Below are 18,439 nucleotides of genomic sequence, written 5' to 3'. Positions count from 1 at the left end.
ACAGCGAGTGGTAGAAAATCAACTTTTTTAAAATAGAAACGAAATAGAACAAAAACCTAAAGTAGAATTTAGACTAAAAAAGTGGTTATATGTTGGAGAAATTGTATGTGAAGTATATGCCTTTGTATTTTTTTGGCTTGGTATATATGATGTTATTTGGATGCGGGAGAACCGCAGGAGAAATCGGGAATTTGCAGTTGAAACCTTTTCACATGATTCTCAATTTTACAAGCTTCAAAGTTCCTTTTGAAGATTTTTTCTTAAATATTGTTTGTAATGTTGTCGTGTTCATGCCTTTCGGATTTTTAGGTTTGATTCATAAAAACTGCAGAAATATTGGGATTTTACTTCCCCTTTTTATTTGCGGAATTATTTCAATAGAATTAACACAGCATTTTACAGGACGTGGCGTTGCCGATATTGACGATGTTTTCCTGAATACAATAGGAATGCTTAGTGGCTATTTTTTATTTTCAAAACTGCCTATTTCCGAGGAAGAAGAAATTCACGATTTGGAATGGCAGACAGAATCTTAATATAGAAATCGCGAATTCATTTTGATTCGCGATTTTTTTTCGATAATTTTATTCATCATAATTAGACAAGTATGGCCTACATCGATTATTATAAAATATTGGGCTTAACAAAAACTGCATCGCAAGATGATGTAAAGAAAGCCTACCGAAAATTAGCTCGAAAATACCATCCAGACCTCAATCCGAATGATAAAGAAGCGGAAAAACGTTTTAAAGAGATTAACGAGGCAAATGAAGTTCTTAGTAATCCCGAAAATCGTGAGAAATACGATAAATACGGTGAAAACTGGAAATATGGTGAGGAATATGAAAAAGCACAGCAGCAGCAGCAAAGAGCATCGCAAGGAGGTGGGTACGGAGGTGGATTTTCAGGTGCTGATTTCGGGGATGGTGAAGACTTTTCAGACTTCTTCCAGAACATGTTCGGCGGTGGAGGCGGCGGTTTTGGTCGCAGTTCGCGAGGAAGTTCTTCAGGAAAATTCAAAGGTCAAGATATTCATGGCGAGTTGAATTTGACTTTACAAGATGCAGCGACTTCGCATCAGCAGACATTTGATGTAAATGGAAATAAAGTACGAATTACCGTTCCTGCGGGAGTTTATGATGGTCAACAAATTAAACTGAAAGGGCACGGAAGTCCAGGTTACAATGGAGGTCCGAAAGGTGATTTGTATATAACCTTCAACATTGCGCCCGATTCTCAGTTCGAACGCATTGGTGATGATTTGAAAACTAAAGTTGAAGTTGATTTATACACGGCAGTTTTAGGAGGTGACGTTCAAGTGCGAACGCTTAACGGAGATGTTAAATTGAAAGTGAAGCCCGAAACGCAATCAGGAACAACCGTTCGTCTAAAAGGGAAAGGATTTCCGGTGTACAAAAAAGAAGGCGTATTTGGTGATTTGTTCGTGACCTACGAAGTGAAAATCCCAACGAACCTTACCGAAAAGCAAAAAGAACTATTCCAACAGCTTAAAAATTCGTAATCATGGAAGGAAAAATTTCACGAGAAGAACTCACCAAACTCTATAAAATCGAGATTTCGTTTTTTGATCAATTGGAAGAGTCTGGTTTGATAAAGCCACAATTACAGGATAATATCAAATATTTATTATTCGACGATCTTGCTTATTTTGAAAAGCTAACGTCTTGGCATTACGATTTGGATGTTAATATCGCGGGACTTGAGGTTATTGATCATTTAATGCAACGCATTGAGCGATTGCAAGCTGAGAATCGAAAGTTTTTGCAGAAATTTAGCGATTCCATAGGTCATTTCGAAGATATCGACTGGAAATAATAATTCAAATTTTGATTGGGATTGTTTTGTTATTTTTGTACAAAATTTTATCCATTTGAAGACTTTTTATGGAGTACTTTTTGGTGTCTTAGTGTTTTGGCAAAGTATCGTGTATGCACAAACGTGCTTGCAAATCACGGCAACCGATTTTCAAGATAATCCCAATCCGACACTTTCTTGTGCTACGCAACCTGCGGGACAGAAATGTATTGGTTTAAAAGCAAATCTACCAACATTATATAGCACAAGTTCTTATGCTTTAAGTACGATTTCTTTTAATGGAACTAGTCCGTATGGGGCTTTTAATGAAGGAACACCTTTACAGGCGAATGTTGATGATTTGTTTTTTACAAAGCTGAATATTCCTTTTTCTTTTTGTTATTTTGATGGTGTCTATAACGAATTGGTTGTTGGTTCTAATGGACTGATTACCTTTGAGAAAAACCAATTAGATCAGGTTTCTTATCCCAATTTTACAGATAAAAATCTTCCATTAAAATCGATATTTGCAGGAATGTCGGATTTGGTTTTTTCCGATGCTGATGATTCCGAAATTTATTACAAAGTTGTTGGTGATGCCCCGTGCCGTAAGTTCGTAATCAATTTTTATAAAGGGCGATTGTCAGCTTGTCAAGAATCGGTGACTTCGCAAATTGTTCTTCACGAAGGAAGCAATATGATTGAAGTTTTTATCAAAGACAAACCTGTTTCTTGTGCTGAATCAAGATTTAAAGAATCGGTTATTGGACTTTCTGGAACAGATTCATCAAATCCATTAGCCGTGTATCCACCAAACAGAAATACGGGCATTTGGGCTGCAACAAATGAAGCATACCGATTTTCTCCGAGTGGAGGAGCAATTTCGCCCTCCTCAATTTCTTGGAAAAATGCTGAAAATATAAATATAGGTTATGGTTCTACCGTACAAGTTTGCCCAACGGCGAATACGACCTATCAAGTGGAAGCAACTTATACATTATGTTCTGGTGCAACATTGAATTTAAAAGATACAATTTCGGTAACTATTGACCCTTTATTTCCTTTATCGGCAAACTACGTATATAATATTTGTGAAGTTGGTGCTCAAACGATCCATTTTCAGGATTTTAATACGAAAGTTACTACTCTGGATCCTACAAATTTTTCTTTTTCATATTATGCAAGTCAAAGCGATGCTGCTGCAAAATTAAATGAATTAACTTCCGATGTCACGGTTAATAACACAATTAAATATTATGTTCGGATGGAAAGCAAGGCGGATCCGAATTGTTACACCGTTTCTGAAATTTTAATTAATTATAATGGAGCCGAATTAGCAACGAACATTGTCCCAATATGCGATCAAAACAACGATAGTATTGAACAGAATTATAATTTAAGAAATTTTACTACTATTTTATTTCCTAATGGATTAGTTGGGACACTTGGGTACTTCAAAACCAAGGAAGATGCCGAAGCAAATCGCAATGCTATTTTAAATGCAGATATCTCTCCATCATCCGAATTTTGGGTTCGCATCGATAGAGGAAGTTGTGTGAGTATTCTAGGTCCTATTAAAGTTAGTTTTTCTCCTGGACCAGTGGTGAATTCATCTATTGATTACGCAATTACGACTTGTGACGATCTAGAAAACCAAATAGAGGAATATGATTTTAAACGTATTGATTCCTTAATTTCTAGTCAATCAGGAATTACAATAAAGTATTATGGTTTCTATGACGAGGCTTTCTATGGAGGCTTTAATGAATTAAGAGCAGTTACAGGTGGTTCTTACCCTATTTATGCTCGAGTGGAAAATGGTGGAGGATGTTTTAGTATTTCTAAAATTAATTTGACCGTTACCTTCAAAAGTGTGAAAGCGAAAAATGCTGATGTTTATTTATGCTTTAATGGTACCGAAGATGTTACTGTTGATTTAGAAAGCTATGCACCAAGTCTTTTAGTAGGTAATCAAAATGTAATTTATAGTTATTATGCAAATTTTGTTGATGCGAGTAGTGAAGATCCTGCGGATTTAGCACGTTTGCAAATTCAAAAAGATCAAACAATTACTGATGATGGATCTCGAGTTCGAAAGTCGTATTTCGTCCGAATAACTGATAAAGATTCTGGATGTTTTACCATACGAGAGTTAACTTTTTATTTACTTAATCCGATTCCTAGAACGCAAAATCTTGAAGTTTGTGATGTGTTGAATGACGGTAAAGAAACGTATATGATCAGAACGTTTTTGCAAAAACTTCAGAACTATTCTGATGAGGTTATTCAGTTTTTCCCAGATGCAACTTCTGAAGCAAATAATATTGGTGAAATAACGGGTAATTACGATTTTAATTCAACCAATACGCTTTATATTCGTATAACGTCACATGGATGTAAACGTGTGTTTCCAATCCAAGTTAAACTTGTTCCTACTCCAAATGTTTTGCCAATTAAAGAAATTATCATTGCAAATATTTGCGATAATAATGCTGATAGTCAAGAACCCATTGATCTTACAAAGTATCAGTCCCAGATTTATCTTGAAAACAAGCCTGCTCAGTTTTATTATTTTCTCGGATACGACGAAACGACGGGTTCACTGTCTAATCAGATTTACAATCCGACAACTTTTGTTGCTGCAACTTCGCAACGTGTATATGTACAAACGCGTTTTGTAGGCGGAGAGCGTTGTGCAAGTGTTACGATTTTAGATTTGAAGCAAAATTTTTTAGCACCAATCTACGTTCACGATGCTACTTTGAAAAAGTGTTCTTATGATTCGAGTTCGCTGGTTTCTTTCACTTTGTCTGACGCTTTGCCATTAATGTTTAATTCGGGCGAAAATACGTTAAGCTTAAACCAACTTCAAGTTACATATTATAAATCGTATGTAGATGCAAATAACGGAAATACGATGAATGCAGTTTCGGTAAATTATCAATCTTTGAGCTCTATGGAAGAGGTTTGGGTGCGTTTTTACGATCCCGTTCATCAATGTTACTCTGTTGCTAAAATTACACTGTTAACTTATCTGCCTCCAAAAACAACGCTTCAGAAATTATTGGTTTGTGACACCAATCTTAATGGGAAATATGATATTAATTTGACTTTGTATTACAATCAAATTGTTTCCAATTACAGTCCAGATTTTATATTTACATTCTTCAAAACAAAAGCAGAAGCGGACGATATCAACAATAAAAATGGACTGCAAGGAATCGAGTTTTTAGAATTGAATGATATTAATGAAACGATTTGGTTCCGTGCCGAGTCAATTCCTGGATGTTTTAGCGTAGCACCAATTAATTTTGTTGCTAATAAGCAAGTTATTTTAGCTAATTCAGGTCCACTTTCTTTGGTGGTTTGTGATCAATTAAATGATAGTAAGGAAGTGATTGATTTAACACAATTTGAATCTCAAATAGTTGCTGGCGGTCAGTTTGAGTATTTTTCGAGTCTTGCAGATGTTCATGCAAATACAAACAAAATAGAGGATCCAAATTCATATCAAGCAAATTCAGGATCTACGATTTACGTAAAGGTCTCTAAACCGAATGTGTGTCCTCAATTGGTTGAAGTGAAAATTACGTTGAATACAACTCCCATTTTCAAGATTAATGATTTTTATATTTGTCCAACAGGTGAGCAGATAGACGTAAAGCCTAATTTTTCTGGTTTAAACATTGTAAGTTATTCTTGGCGAGATCCCGATGGCAATGTAGTTTCCACAAATGCTGAATTATTGGGTGTTTCAAAACCTGGAAAATACGCAGTCACCGTAAAAAATAATCTAGATTGTACCTATCAAACAACTTTTGAAATAATTCATAAAGAAGTTCCAGTAATTACAGAATTGAAAGCGGTTGAAAGAACCATAACGGTGATTGCGACGGGAAGCAAACCAATAGAATTTTCATTGAACGGGGTTGATTGGCAACAATCGAATGTTTTCCCAAATCTTCCTTTTGGAAACATGTTTTTCTATGTTCGATTTGCAGGTGAAACATGCTTAGGAAATATGATGGAAGGTGTGATTCCAGAGGTATTCAATACGATTACTCCAAACGGAGATGGTATTAATGATGTTTGGAAAATGACCGGGTTGCATGTATTTAATGGAAAAGCTTCAACAATCAAAGTTTTTGATCGATACCAAAAACTGGTGTATGAAGGCTCTGGGGCGAGTGAAATAACATGGAATGGAAAATCAAATGGTAAAGAAATTCCATCATCTTCGTATTGGTACGTAATTACACTACCGGACGGACGAATTTTCACAGGTTGGATTTTGGTGAAAAATAGAGATTAAAGTCCATTTTAGGCTCGTTTTTAATGCCTAAATTTGTTCTATGGAAATTTTAGATTTGCTGATTATTGGTGGTGGTCCTATTGGACTCAATTGTGCTCTAGAAGCCGAAAAACATAACTTGAAGTATGTGATTATCGAGAAGGGAACAATTGTAAATTCACTCTATCATTATCCGTTGTATATGCGGTTTTTTTCCACGGCGGAGCGGTTAGAGATTGCAGAAATACCATTTATTACAACAGCTCCAAAACCTGGAAGGCAGGATGCTTTAGAATATTATCAGGGAATTGCAAGACAACGAAATCTAAAGATCAATTTATACGAAGAGGTTATTTTTGTTCAAAAACAAGAAGATTCTCTTTTTAAAGTTACCACATCGAAAGCCGTTTATTTAGTGAAGAATATCGTTGTGGCTACGGGCTTTTATGATTTTCCAAAAAAGCTGAATATTTCAGGAGAAAACTTACCGAAAGTAAAGCATTATTATAAAGAACCCTATCCATTTGCACAACAGAAAATTGTGGTAATTGGTGCAAGTAATTCGGCGGTGGATGCTGCTTTAGAAACGTATCGAAAAGGAGCTGAGGTCACGATGATTATTCGAAATTCTGAAATTTCATCTTCGGTGAAATATTGGGTAAAACCAGATGTTGAAAACCGAATTTCGGAGGGAAGTATTGCTGCGCATTTTAATGCCAATATACTTGAAATTAAGGAACGCTCAGTTATCTACCAAGATTCTGCCGGAGAAACACACGAGATCGAGAATGATTTTGTTCTTGCGATGACGGGTTATGTGCCGAATTTTGAATTTTTAACTTCGATGGGAATTAACTTAGTTGGAGATAATTTGAAGCCTCAATACGATCCAGAAACGATGGAAACCAATGTTGAAAATATCTATCTAGCAGGCGTGGTTTGTGGTGGATTGGATACGCATCTTTGGTTTATTGAAAATTCACGAATCCATGCAAAATTAATCCTAGAAAATATTTTAAAGAAAAGAGATTGAATTGATTCATTACAATGCTCTTTTCTCTAAAATAAGATTATGTTGTTTGAATTTAGTTTTTAGAACCCAACATTTTTGGGATCAAAATATAATAGCCAACTGCCGCAATAACGAGCAATAAAGCTGTTGAGAACCATAAGCTGCTAAAGCCAAAGTTCTCCGCAATGCTTGTTCCTAGGTACGGTGTGATGATGAAGGCTAATGAATTGGAAATTCCCAACAGTCCCATATACGCCCCTTTATTGTATGCGCCAGATTGCATCGCGGTTACCGTTGCCATAAAAGGTAAACTCCAAATTTCACCTACACATAGGAAAATCATAGCAAAATAGAGCAACCATAATTGGCTTCCGAATCCCAATAAAAAGAAGGAAACTCCGCATAGAAAGGTTCCTAAAAACATGGTGAATGCGACTCTAAACTTCGTTTCTGCAATTTGAACCAAAAGCATTTCCAGCAAAACAATCAATATCCCACTAAATCCTAAAAGATAACCCAACTGATGTTGTGAAAGCCCGGCTTCGCTTTTATAGAATATGGTCAACGTGCTAAATAGTTGGAAGAAACACATGGAGAACGCCAAACTCAGCAAGCAAAACAGCAAGAATTTAGTATCTCGATACGGCGATTCTGATTTCGCAACCACGTGTTTTTTTGGAGCATCGGGATTTCGATACGTTCTGTTTTTGAAAAACCAAACATACGTAATACCCGCCAAAACAGCTCCTGCAGCGTTAGAATAGAATAAAAAATCATACGAAATTGCAGATAAGATTCCACCCAAAGCTGGGCCAATAGAAAAACCAAGATTAATGGCCATTCGATTCAAAGAAAAGGCCCTTGTAATATTTTCAGGTTTTGCATATTTAGAAACCGCTACGGAGTTGGCTGGTCGAAACGCTTCACTTATACAGCTTTGAATAAAAATAATCGTTGCCAAACCCGCTTCGGTAGGGAACAATGGGATTAAACAAAATAGGGGAGCACTAGCAAATAAACTGACCGTTTGTACTTTAAACTCACCAATTTTATCAGTAAGCAAACCACCAACATACGAGCCTACAACTGAACCTACACCGAAAAAACTCAAGACTAATCCTGCGCTTTTCAACGAAAATCCCAAATGATCGGTCATATAAATACCTAAAAAAGGCAATACCATAGAACCAGATCGGTTGATAAGCATAACGATAGCAAGCATCCAGCTCTCTGCTGAAAGACCTTTGAATGAATCGATGTATATTTTTAGTAATCTCATTTTCAAAATTTTAAATAAAAAAAACAGGGCGAAAAAATCTGCCCTGTTTATTTATTGATATAAATAATACTAAGCAGGCTTGTAGGAATCCTTCAAGGTAACCGTTCTATTAAAAACAGCTTGATCCGACGTAGAATCGGTATCTTTTGTGAAATATCCTATTCTTTGGAACTGCAAAGGCTCTCCAATTTCTACTTCATTAAGAGCAGGTTCAGCGTACGCTGTGATCGTTTTCAACGAATCTGGATTAATGTATTCTAGGAAATCGGTGTCCTTTTCAGCATCCGGTTGTTCCACTGTAAATAATCTTTCGTAGATACGAACTTCCGTTGGTAAGGCATGTTTAGCCGAAACCCAATGCAATGTTCCTTTTACTTTACGTAAACTTTCTTCCGTTCCACTTCCTGATTTACTCAACTCGTCATAGGTCGCATAAATCGTCGTGATATTTCCATCAGCATCTTTTTCAACACGTTCCGCTTTGATGATATACGCTGATTTCAAACGAACTTCGCCTCCTAATTTTAGACGGAAGAACTTTTTATCGGCATCTTCTTTAAAATCTTCTCTTTCGATGTAGATTTCTCTTGAAAATGGGACTTTTCTGTTTCCAGCGTTTTCATCTTCAGGATTATTTTCCGTTTCTACCCATTCTTCTTTGTCTTCAGGATAGTTTTCAATAATCAATTTCACAGGATCCATCACAACCATGAGACGCTTCGATTTCTTATTCAAATCTTCACGAACCATGAATTCTAAAAGCTGAATGTCAATTAAGTTTTCACGTTTGGCAACGCCAACACGCTCGATAAAATTTTTGATGGAAGCTGGCGTATATCCTTTTCTTCGCAAACCAGAAATCGTAGGCATACGAGGATCATCCCAACCTGTTACAACGCCTTCCCCAACCAAACGTTGAAGTTTCCTCTTAGACGTAATCATATAGGAAACATTCATCCTTGCAAATTCTCTTTGTTTTGGTCGAACGTTTTCTTCATCATATACTTGATCCAAGTACCAATTATAAAGCGGTCTGTGGTTCTCAAATTCTAGTGAACATAACGAGTGTGATACTTGCTCTAGATAATCACTTTCTCCATGCGCCCAATCGTACATTGGGTAGATTTTCCACTCAGTTCCCGTTCTGTGATGAGGTCTTTTCAAAATTCGATACATCACAGGATCTCTCATGTTCATATTAGGGGAGGTCATATCAATTTTTGCACGTAGAGACATGGTTCCTTCTTCGAATTCCCCATTTTTCATGCGCTCAAACAAATCCAACGATTCTTCGATAGGACGATTACGGAAAGGCGACTCTATACCATCTTCCGTTGGGTTTTTACGTTGTTCCGTGATCACTTCCGAAGGTTGCTCATCAACATAGGCTTTCCCTTGGTTGATTAACGAAACTGCCCATGAATACAACTGATGAAAATAATCAGATGCATACAATTCTTTATCCCATTTGAAACCTAACCATTCCACATCCTTTTTGATAGAGTCAACAAATTCTTGCTCTTCTTTTTCTGGATTGGTATCGTCAAAACGAAGGTTTACAGGCGCGTTATATTTTTGTCCTAACCCGAAGTTAATGCAAATAGCTTTGGTGTGCCCAATATGCAAATAGCCATTGGGTTCTGGCGGAAATCGAAAACGAATTTCATTAGCCAACATCCCATTGCTAAGATCATCTTCAATGATTTGTTCAATAAAATTTAATGATTTTTTATCCTCTTCCATACGGTTTATCAATCTTGGTGCAAAGGTAGGAAAATTAAGTTTTTTAGACGAAAATTCGCTCGTTTTTTATGGGAAGTCGTTTTAATTTTTATTAAAAAGTAAATGTCAAATAAGGGGAAAAAACCTATTGTGTATGTTGTTGGGATGCAGTATTTTAGATGAAACTAATTTCCTATCCCATGAAAACACACGTGGCGATCGTTGAAGATGAAAAAAACTACAGCAATGCCCTGAAAAAAATAATTGACTTTGATGATGAACTCCTTTGTGTTGGTCAAATTTTTAATGGTGATGACGCATTAAAGGAGTTAAAAAATCTTGAGCCTGATGTTGTCCTTATCGATATTAAACTTCCTTTTGTTCGCGGTACGGAAGTCGTTGCTCAGCTAAAGCCAATTATGGAAAATACGCATTTTGTGATGTGCACGAGTTTGGAGGATGATGACAGTATTTTCAAATCGCTAAAGGCGGGAGCAAGCGGCTATATTGCGAAAGGGGAAAGTATGGAGAAGATTATCCAAGCGATCAAAGAAGTGATGAATGGCGGCGCACCGATGAGTTTCGGAATTGCAAGACGCGTTTTGGATCATTTTCATGATCATCAAGAAACAAAAATCCTAGAAAATCTTACCCGTTCAGAAAAAGAAGTCTTAGAAATGCTTTCCGATGGTCTTCAGTATCGCGATATTTCGGGTAAAAAGAATATTTCGCTGGATACGGTGAAAAAACATGTTGGAAATATTTATCGAAAATTACACGTGTCCAATCGTTACCAAGCGATGCGAATTTTTCAAAAAGTTCAACCGCCTAAGGATTAATCTACGCTTATGAAGCTCCAGGGTTTTTGGAATTTGGTTTTCCTTTTTTTTGGAATGTTGGGATTTGCACAAAAAAGCGTCCCGCTTGATTCTTTGCATTACACCAACGAAATTGCATTGCATGGTTTTTCTTCGTTTGCAACATCAAAAGAATTGAAATGTAAAATTCCAACAAAGTGGACATCTCACTCCATTTGGAAAGAGCCTAAATCGAATTCAAATTATAAATCAAAATGGCAAAAGTTTACGCTTTCGGGAGTATATGAAGATACTTTGTACGTGTATGCAAAGAAAAATATTGCGAAAATTCAACTGTTTTATGATGATGGTAAAACCATAAAAAAAATCGGACATTCGGGGTTTGCCAATCGCCTTTCCGATGCATCAGTTCCCGATAATTACAATGGAATTCAATTAGCTGCCCATCAGCCTGGAGATTATTATATTCAATTTCAAGCTGAGCGTTATCATTTAGAGAGTGAGCCTCTTTTTATCAGTCCGTACCTCTATAAAATTAAATCAACCGAGAAAATTGGCGTTATTTCGTTGATTGTCGCAGGGTTTCAGATTTGTCTTTTTGTGATTTGTATGCTCTTTTTGGCGTTGAAATGGTTTAAAGGATATCCGAAATTATTGATATTTTTCACGTTAATTAACGTGACAGATGCTATATATTTCTTGTCTCGTTACCAAATTATCAATTTAGAATTACCGTTTTTCCGATATACCAATAGCCAAATTTGGAATGTCATTGGGGATGTTAATATTATCTGTTATTATATTTTTTATTCCACGTTTTTTAAGATTCCGTCACGATCTTGGACAGGATGGATTATTAAATTGGGTTCCATTTTTTGGGTTGGACAAATTTTTATAGAGCTATCCAATTTCAATTCGGATTTTGGAAGTCAATTTGCCAAATATTATCTGAATAACGCTTCCGTTGTTGACTTTTTTGTTTTTATCGTGTTGGTCATTTTTGTCATAAAGAATCGATTGAATGAGCGATTTTTTGTAATTGGATTTGTTGGTTTGATATTCATTTTCTTTAGTACGGCAGAAGTCGCATGGCCACATCTTTTGGGCTTGAACGATTGGGTACAATTGGATTTTACATCGTTTGGCTTTATGCAATTCGCAGCGGTGATTAACATCTTTAGTATTGTTTGCGCCGTTTTGTATGACTACATATTGAAGGAGCGAGCTGCAAGTAAACTGAAAACGGAACTGGTACAGAAAGAGTTGGAGGAACTAACGATTTTGACGCGGGAAAGGGAACGTATTTCGCACGATATGCATGATGAATTGGGCGCTGGAATCTCTGCAATGAAGCTTCAAGCCGAATTTTTGAAGATGAAGTTGAAAAAACAAAATGTTGAAGAAGATATTGATGATCTCCTTAAAACAACCGAAGATTTGAATATTTCTATGCGTGAAATGTTGTGGAGTTTGAACTCGGGAAATGATACGCTTGGAAATCTCATTAAGTACATCAACATGTATGGAGAAACGTTTTTCCGAAAATCGAATATGGAGTTTTCTTATCAAATGGAACTTCAAGATGCCGAGCAAAAAATCAATTCTGAAAATCGAAGAAATATATTTTTATGCATTAAAGAAGCGTTTAACAACTGCTACAAGCATAGTGAAGCAACTCATGTTAATGCGAAATACAGTCAACAAAATAAAACTCTAAAAATTTCAATCGAGGATAATGGTAAGGGCATGCCTTTACAATTCAAACAAGGAAATGGACTGAAAAATATGCGTTTTCGAATGCTTAACGCAAACGGAACGATGGATATACAAAGCGATTCTAACGGAACCTACTTAAAATTTGAGATTCCATTAGATTAACTTTTACAGATGCCAAAGTTGGTCGCCTTTCAAAGCCAAATTTGTTGGAAAATTATTGGTGAAAAGTCCACCCGTTCCTAGTCCTTGCGGTATTTTCGGATTTTTGGAATACGTATATTGAGCAATCGCATTCAATCCGATATTGGATTCTAAAGCAGAAGTGATCCACCAACCGATTTGATTGTTTTCCGCAATGGAAATCCATTCATCACTTCCTTGAATTCCGCCAACCAATGAAGGTTTTAAGATAATGTATTGCGGCTGAATGGTTTCTAAAAGAACTTTTTTAGCTTCAAAATCCAGAACACCAATAAGTTCTTCATCCAAAGCAATAGGAGTTGGAGTTTCCGCACAAAGGTTAGACATGGCTTCAATTTGACCCGCTTTAATCGGCTGCTCAATGGAATGAATTTCTAAATCCGCTAATTCTTGCAAAACAATTTTAGCTTGTTCGGGTGAAAAAGCACCATTAGCATCAACACGTAATTCCAATTGATTTTTAGGGAAGTTTTTGCGAAGTTCTTCAATAACATTCTTTTCTTCGTCCCAATGAACACCGATTTTTAGTTTGATGCAATCGTAGTTTTGATCGAGTTTTTGTTCGATTTGCTCTTTCATGAAATCCACATTTCCCATCCAAATCAAACCGTTGATTTTAATTGATTTTTCACCAGAAGTGAACTCGTTGTCGAAATAGATGTCTTTACCTAATTCCCAATTTAAAATCGCTTGTTCCCAACCAAAAAGTATCGAAGGATATGCCTTTAAATAGCTTCGAATAACCGAATCATCTTCATTGATATGATCACAAAGCCACTGAAGTTTTTCTTCGTAATCAGGAAGGTCATCGCAACTTAACCCTTTAAATAAGCCACATTCGCCAATTCCTTTTTTTGATACGGAAGATACTTCCAAAATGTATGTTTCCTTATAATGTAAAACCCCGCGGGACGTGCCGCCGGGTTTTTTAAATTCTAATGTATGTTTGTAGAATGATGCTTTTTTCATGTTAGCTGTGTGCATTTCGCATAAATTCTTCCGCTTTTTCTACCATTTCAATACTTCCACAGAAGAAAGGAACTCTTTGGTGCAATTCGGTTGGTTGCAACTCTAAAATTCGAGTAAATCCGTCACTGCATTTTCCACCTGCTTGTTCGGCTAAAAGCGCCATAGGATTACATTCGTAAAGCAAACGTAATTTTCCATTAGGTGATTGAGACGTTGATGGATAAATGTAAATTCCACCTTTAATCATATTTCTATGGAAATCGGAAACCAAAGATCCGATGTAACGCGATGTGTATGGTCTGTCGTCTTCCTCTTTTTGGCAATACTTTAGATAATCTTTTACTCCTTGAGGGAATTTGATGTAGTTTCCTTCATTAATTGAGTAGATTTTTCCCGTTTTTGAAAACTTCATGTTCGGATGTGAAAGGTAATACGTTCCTAAACTTGGGTCTAATGTAAAACCATTCACTCCATGTCCTGTTGTATAAACAATCATTGTTGAAGATCCGTAAACAACATATCCTGCAGCAACTTGGTGAATTCCTTTTTGTAAGAAATCTTTTAATTCCACAGGTGTTCCAGGTTCGGTAACACGACGGTAAATAGAAAAAATAGTTCCAACGGAAACGTTCACATCAATGTTAGAAGAGCCATCAAGCGGGTCAATTAACACCACATATTTACTTAAATGTCCATTTTCACTTGGAATAATTTCAATGAAATCATCACTTTCTTCGGAAGCAATTCCGCAAACAACTTCACGTTGTGAAAGTGCGGCGATGAAAATTTCGTTAGCCAAAACATCAAGCTTTTGTTGCTCCTCACCTTGAACGTTGGTATTGCCAGCACGCCCAATGATATCGGCGATTCCAGCTTTGTTTACCTCTCTGTTTACCACTTTTGAAGCAAGACGAATGGCACTTAAAAGTCGGGATAATTCTCCACTAGAATATAAAAAATCTTCTTGTTTTTCAATGATAAATTCACCGAGTGTTTGTAATGAATTGTCGGACATGTTGATTTGTATTGTGAGTTTTCCCAAATGTAGAAGAAATATCGGTACTACACAATGATATATTTCACGGACTTTAAAAATTTGGAAATTAAAATTAGGTTTTGTTTATTCTCATATCGGCTAGATTTTCTATTTTTGAAAATTATTTTAACAACAAAATCAATCTAAGATTGATCATTTTTCTAGAAATTTAAGGGAAAAGATGAAAGTATTTAAGTTTGGAGGTGCATCCGTGCGCGATGCAGAAAGTGTGAAAAATGTTGGTGAGGTCCTAGAATCTCAAAGCTTTGAAAAGTGTGTATTGGTGGTTTCAGCGATGGGAAAAACAACCAATGCCTTAGAAAATGTGGTAGAAAAATACTTTAAGAAGGAAGATTATCAATCGGAGATTGCAGAAATAAAGAAAAATCATATTGATATTGCTCACGGATTGTTTGGTGAAAAACATTCTGTTTATAACGAAATTTCTTTGTTTTTTGATGATATCGAATCGTTTTTAAGACGTAATAAGTCTCCAAATTACAACTTCGTATACGACCAAGTCGTGAGTTGTGGTGAGATGATTTCTTCTAAAATTTTAAGCGAATTTCTAAATGAATCGGGCTATCCAAATCAATGGTTGGACGCTCGTGACTATATCAAAACAGATAATACGTATCGTGAAGGTGTCGTAAACTGGGATCAAACGGAAAGTAATATCAAAACCTTGAATCCAAGTTTATCCTATGTAACCCAAGGTTTTATTGGTTCGGATGATAATAATTTTGCGGTGACTTTAGGCCGTGAAGGTTCCGATTATTCTGCGGCTATTTTTGCATTTTGTTTGAATGCAGATGCTATGACGATTTGGAAAGACGTTCCTGGAGTAATGACGGGCGATCCACGAAAATTCAAAAACGTAAGTTTATTATCAAACATTTCCTACGAAGAGGCTATTGAAATGGCGTATTATGGCGCGAGTGTAATTCACCCGAAAACGCTTCAGCCGCTTAAGCAAAAGCATATTCCGTTTTTTGTGAAGTCTTTTATCGAGCCTACAAAAGAAGGAACGAAAGTGGGTAATTCCGAAAGCAACCAAAATACAGAATCGTATATTTTAAAAGAAAACCAAGTGTTAATGCGTATTGCAACACGAGATTTCTCTTTTATTGCAGAAGAACATATGAGTTTGATTTTCTCCAATTTGGCGAAATATCAAATTAAAATTTCATTGATGCAGAATTCAGCAATTTCATTAGCTTTATGTTTGGAAGACAAATACCAGCATATCGATGAGTTGAATAGCGAGTTGAGTAAATTGTTTAATACCGAGGTGGTGAAAAACGTTGCGCTTTTCACAGTTCGTAACGCAAATACCCAAGATTTAGCGCGTTTTTACGAGAACAGAAAAGTGTTGTTAGAGCAGCTTTCAAAACAAACCTTGCAAATGGTCACTCACTAATTTTTGCTTAAAAACACAACCATGAGTTTAATATCTAAAAATGAGCTAATTCAGGCGACAGGCCTTTCCAAATGGGGGATTCTGAAGAATCCAGCGGCTACATTTTTAATGGGTTTTACCAAACTTAATAAGGTAAACGAGCTTTACGATCGAGTTAAGGATAAGACCGGGAAGGACTTTTTTGATGCCTTCGTTCGTGAACGTAATATTCAATATATTGTATTCGAAGAAGATCTTGCCAAAATACCAAAAACAGGGCCTTTTATTATTGTTTCCAACCATCCGCTTGGCGCGATTGATGGTGTTTTAATGTGCAAAATCATTTCCGAAATTCGTCCTGATTTCAAGATTATGGGCAATTTTCTTTTGGAAAAGATAAAGCCGATGGAACCTTTTGTGATTCCGGTGAATCCGTTTGGTGGCGATCGTAAAAATATTAGGAACAGCTTGAACGGCATGCGCGAAACGCTTCGTTATTTAGAAGAAGGTGGCTGCGTCGGGATTTTTCCTGCTGGAGAAGTTTCTAACAAAAATAATCAGTACAACGAAATTCGTGATAAAGAATGGGAAAAGCCCGCTTTGAAGTTGATTAAAAACGCCAAAGTTCCTGTGATTCCGATGTATTTCCATGCGAAAAACAGTAATTTCTTTTATAATATAGCCAAAGTTCATCCGGATTTACAAACGTTATTACTTCCATCCGAAATGATGCGCGACCGAACGTCGCCAATCCGTATTCGTATTGGGAAAGCCGTTACAGTAAAGAATATTCAGGAACACGAATCACTAGAAGAACTTAACGAATATCTTCAAACGAAGATATACTTTTTACGTTCCTATTACGAGAAAAGAAAATCGTTGATGAATCTTCTTAAGTTACCAAATTTGAAGCTCAATTTCTCCATTAATAAAGAAGCAAACGTCGTTCAGAATATTATTGATGAAACGCCAAGCGAAGATTTAATTGCGGAAATAGAAAAGTTGAAAGCGGAAGACAAGCAACTATTTTCGAACGGAAATTACGAGGTTTATTTTACGAATTATGAAAGTATTCCTTCTATTATGAGGGAAATTGGTCGCCAAAGAGAGTTGACGTTTAGAGCTGTAGGTGAGGGAAGTAATTTACCTTTTGATTTGGACGAATACGATCAGTATTACCATCATTTGTTCCTTTGGGATAATGAGGCGAAAAAGTTGGCTGGAGCCTACCGTATGGCGCTTGGAAAGGATGTGATGCGCAAATATGGTATTGAAGGATTTTACACAGCTTCTTTATTTGAATTTGATCAAGAATTGCAGCCGTTTTTCCGAAAGGTTATTGAAATGGGACGTGCCTATATTAGCAGAGAATATCAACAAAAACCATTGCCACTTTTCTTATTATGGCGCGGAATTGTTCATGTTTGTTTACGAAATCCTGATCATAAATTTTTGATGGGTGGCGTAAGTATTAGTGATAAATTCTCTGAATTTTCGAAGTCGTTGATGATTGAGTTTATGCGTTCGCATTACTACGATTCGGCAGTTGCGCAATATATTCATCCAAAAAATGAATTTAAAGTAAAACTTCGCGATCGTGATAAATCCTTGTTTTTCGAAGCAATGGAGTCGGATTTGAATAAATTGGATAAAGTGATTGACGATCTTGAACCAGAAATGAGAATGCCGGTTTTAATTAAGAAATACATCAAGCAAAATGCAAAAGTAGTGGCATTTAATGTTGATCCAAGTTTCAATGATGCTATTGATGGACTGATGTATATCCGAATTAGTGATCTTCCCGAAAGTACAATAAAGCCCGTTTTAGACGAAATGAGTGATCAAATCAGGCACGAACAAGAAAAAAATCAGCCTGATAATCAGTAATTTTATACCAATTCTGTTTATTCAAGCTATTTAATTTGCATCAAAAGGAAAAACTTCCTATTTTTGCCAAACGTTATTACAACGAAGGTTTCTTAGCTCAGTTGGTAGAGCAACGGACTGAAAATCCGTGTGTCCCTGGTTCGATTCCTGGAGAAACCACTTAAAGCCCGAGTTTATCGGGCTTTTTTGTTATCTCCAATCGGAATTTTTAGTTTTGATTTTCAGGTGATTGAAGGTTTTTGTAACCTTTTTTGAAAATTTAATGCATTTATATTTGGTCTGTATGAGATAACT

The 18,439-nt window shown here is 36.3% G+C and carries 13 protein-coding genes and 1 tRNA gene; 10 read left to right on the top strand and 4 right to left on the bottom strand.

The genetic code is table 11. The features are described from left to right. The first annotated feature begins 89 nt into the window (after window positions 1-89). The 5 genes from AC5XHR_RS12410 (at window position 90) to AC5XHR_RS12390 (ending at window position 7,139) form a co-directional block, all read left to right on the top strand. Window positions 90-536 (top strand): VanZ family protein, encoded by a 447-nt coding sequence (locus tag AC5XHR_RS12410; protein ID WP_495951114.1) that lies wholly within the window; start codon window positions 90-92, stop codon window positions 534-536. A gap of 71 nt (window positions 537-607) precedes the next feature. Next, entirely contained in the window at window positions 608-1,522 is a 915-nt protein-coding gene (locus tag AC5XHR_RS12405; protein WP_495951113.1) for a DnaJ C-terminal domain-containing protein, read from the top strand. 2 nt (window positions 1,523-1,524) lie between these two features. Beyond that, window positions 1,525-1,836 carry a chaperone modulator CbpM gene (locus tag AC5XHR_RS12400; protein ID WP_495951112.1) on the top strand — a complete coding sequence of 104 codons (312 nt, stop codon included), beginning with the start codon at window positions 1,525-1,527 and terminating at the stop codon, window positions 1,834-1,836. Window positions 1,837-1,891: 55 nt separating this feature from the next. Next, a complete protein-coding gene (locus tag AC5XHR_RS12395; protein ID WP_495951111.1) occupies window positions 1,892-6,127 on the top strand; it encodes a T9SS type B sorting domain-containing protein in 4,236 nt (1,411 codons plus the stop codon). 40 nt (window positions 6,128-6,167) lie between these two features. Further along, entirely contained in the window at window positions 6,168-7,139 is a 972-nt protein-coding gene (locus AC5XHR_RS12390) for a YpdA family putative bacillithiol disulfide reductase (protein WP_495951110.1), read from the top strand. A 52-nt stretch (window positions 7,140-7,191) separates the two neighbouring features. On the opposite strand, the gene AC5XHR_RS12385 is transcribed toward AC5XHR_RS12390, so the two are convergent. Both AC5XHR_RS12385 and AC5XHR_RS12380 read right to left on the bottom strand, forming a co-directional pair. Continuing rightward, entirely contained in the window at window positions 7,192-8,397 is a 1,206-nt protein-coding gene (locus AC5XHR_RS12385) for an MFS transporter (RefSeq protein WP_495951109.1), read from the bottom strand. Between the two features lie 69 nt (window positions 8,398-8,466). Continuing rightward, window positions 8,467-10,140, bottom strand: coding sequence for a glutamine--tRNA ligase/YqeY domain fusion protein (locus AC5XHR_RS12380; RefSeq protein WP_495951108.1), 1,674 nt, complete (start codon window positions 10,138-10,140; stop codon window positions 8,467-8,469). Between the two features lie 179 nt (window positions 10,141-10,319). On the opposite strand from AC5XHR_RS12380, the gene AC5XHR_RS12375 reads away from it, so the two are divergent. Both AC5XHR_RS12375 and AC5XHR_RS12370 read left to right on the top strand, forming a co-directional pair. Next, a complete protein-coding gene (locus AC5XHR_RS12375; RefSeq protein WP_495951107.1) occupies window positions 10,320-10,958 on the top strand; it encodes a response regulator in 639 nt (212 codons plus the stop codon). Between the two features lie 9 nt (window positions 10,959-10,967). Beyond that, window positions 10,968-12,815, top strand: a complete 1,848-nt coding sequence (locus tag AC5XHR_RS12370) for a sensor histidine kinase (protein WP_495951106.1) — start codon at window positions 10,968-10,970, stop codon at window positions 12,813-12,815. A gap of 3 nt (window positions 12,816-12,818) precedes the next feature. Here the strand turns inward: AC5XHR_RS12370 and AC5XHR_RS12365 are convergent, their stop codons facing one another. Both AC5XHR_RS12365 and fbp read right to left on the bottom strand, forming a co-directional pair. Beyond that, complete coding sequence (locus AC5XHR_RS12365) at window positions 12,819-13,823, bottom strand: o-succinylbenzoate synthase (protein ID WP_495951105.1); 1,005 nt, start codon at window positions 13,821-13,823, stop codon at window positions 12,819-12,821. 1 nt (window position 13,824) lies between these two features. Then, window positions 13,825-14,838: a class 1 fructose-bisphosphatase gene (gene fbp / locus AC5XHR_RS12360; RefSeq protein ID WP_495951104.1), complete on the bottom strand. Its 1,014-nt coding sequence runs from the start codon at window positions 14,836-14,838 to the stop codon at window positions 13,825-13,827. 202 nt (window positions 14,839-15,040) lie between these two features. Here fbp and AC5XHR_RS12355 point away from each other — a divergent pair, with 202 nt between their 5' ends. From AC5XHR_RS12355 to AC5XHR_RS12345, 3 genes are all read left to right on the top strand, one after another. Then, a complete protein-coding gene (locus tag AC5XHR_RS12355) occupies window positions 15,041-16,279 on the top strand; it encodes an aspartate kinase (protein ID WP_495951103.1) in 1,239 nt (412 codons plus the stop codon). Between the two features lie 21 nt (window positions 16,280-16,300). Beyond that, complete coding sequence (locus AC5XHR_RS12350; protein WP_495951102.1) at window positions 16,301-18,145, top strand: bifunctional lysophospholipid acyltransferase family protein/GNAT family N-acetyltransferase; 1,845 nt, start codon at window positions 16,301-16,303, stop codon at window positions 18,143-18,145. Between the two features lie 86 nt (window positions 18,146-18,231). Continuing rightward, window positions 18,232-18,304, top strand: a tRNA-Phe gene (locus AC5XHR_RS12345). The last annotated feature ends 135 nt before the right edge of the window (window positions 18,305-18,439 follow it).

The organism is Kaistella sp. CFF1-2, from assembly GCF_059509915.1.
This window is presented reverse-complemented; position numbering and strand designations above follow the sequence as displayed.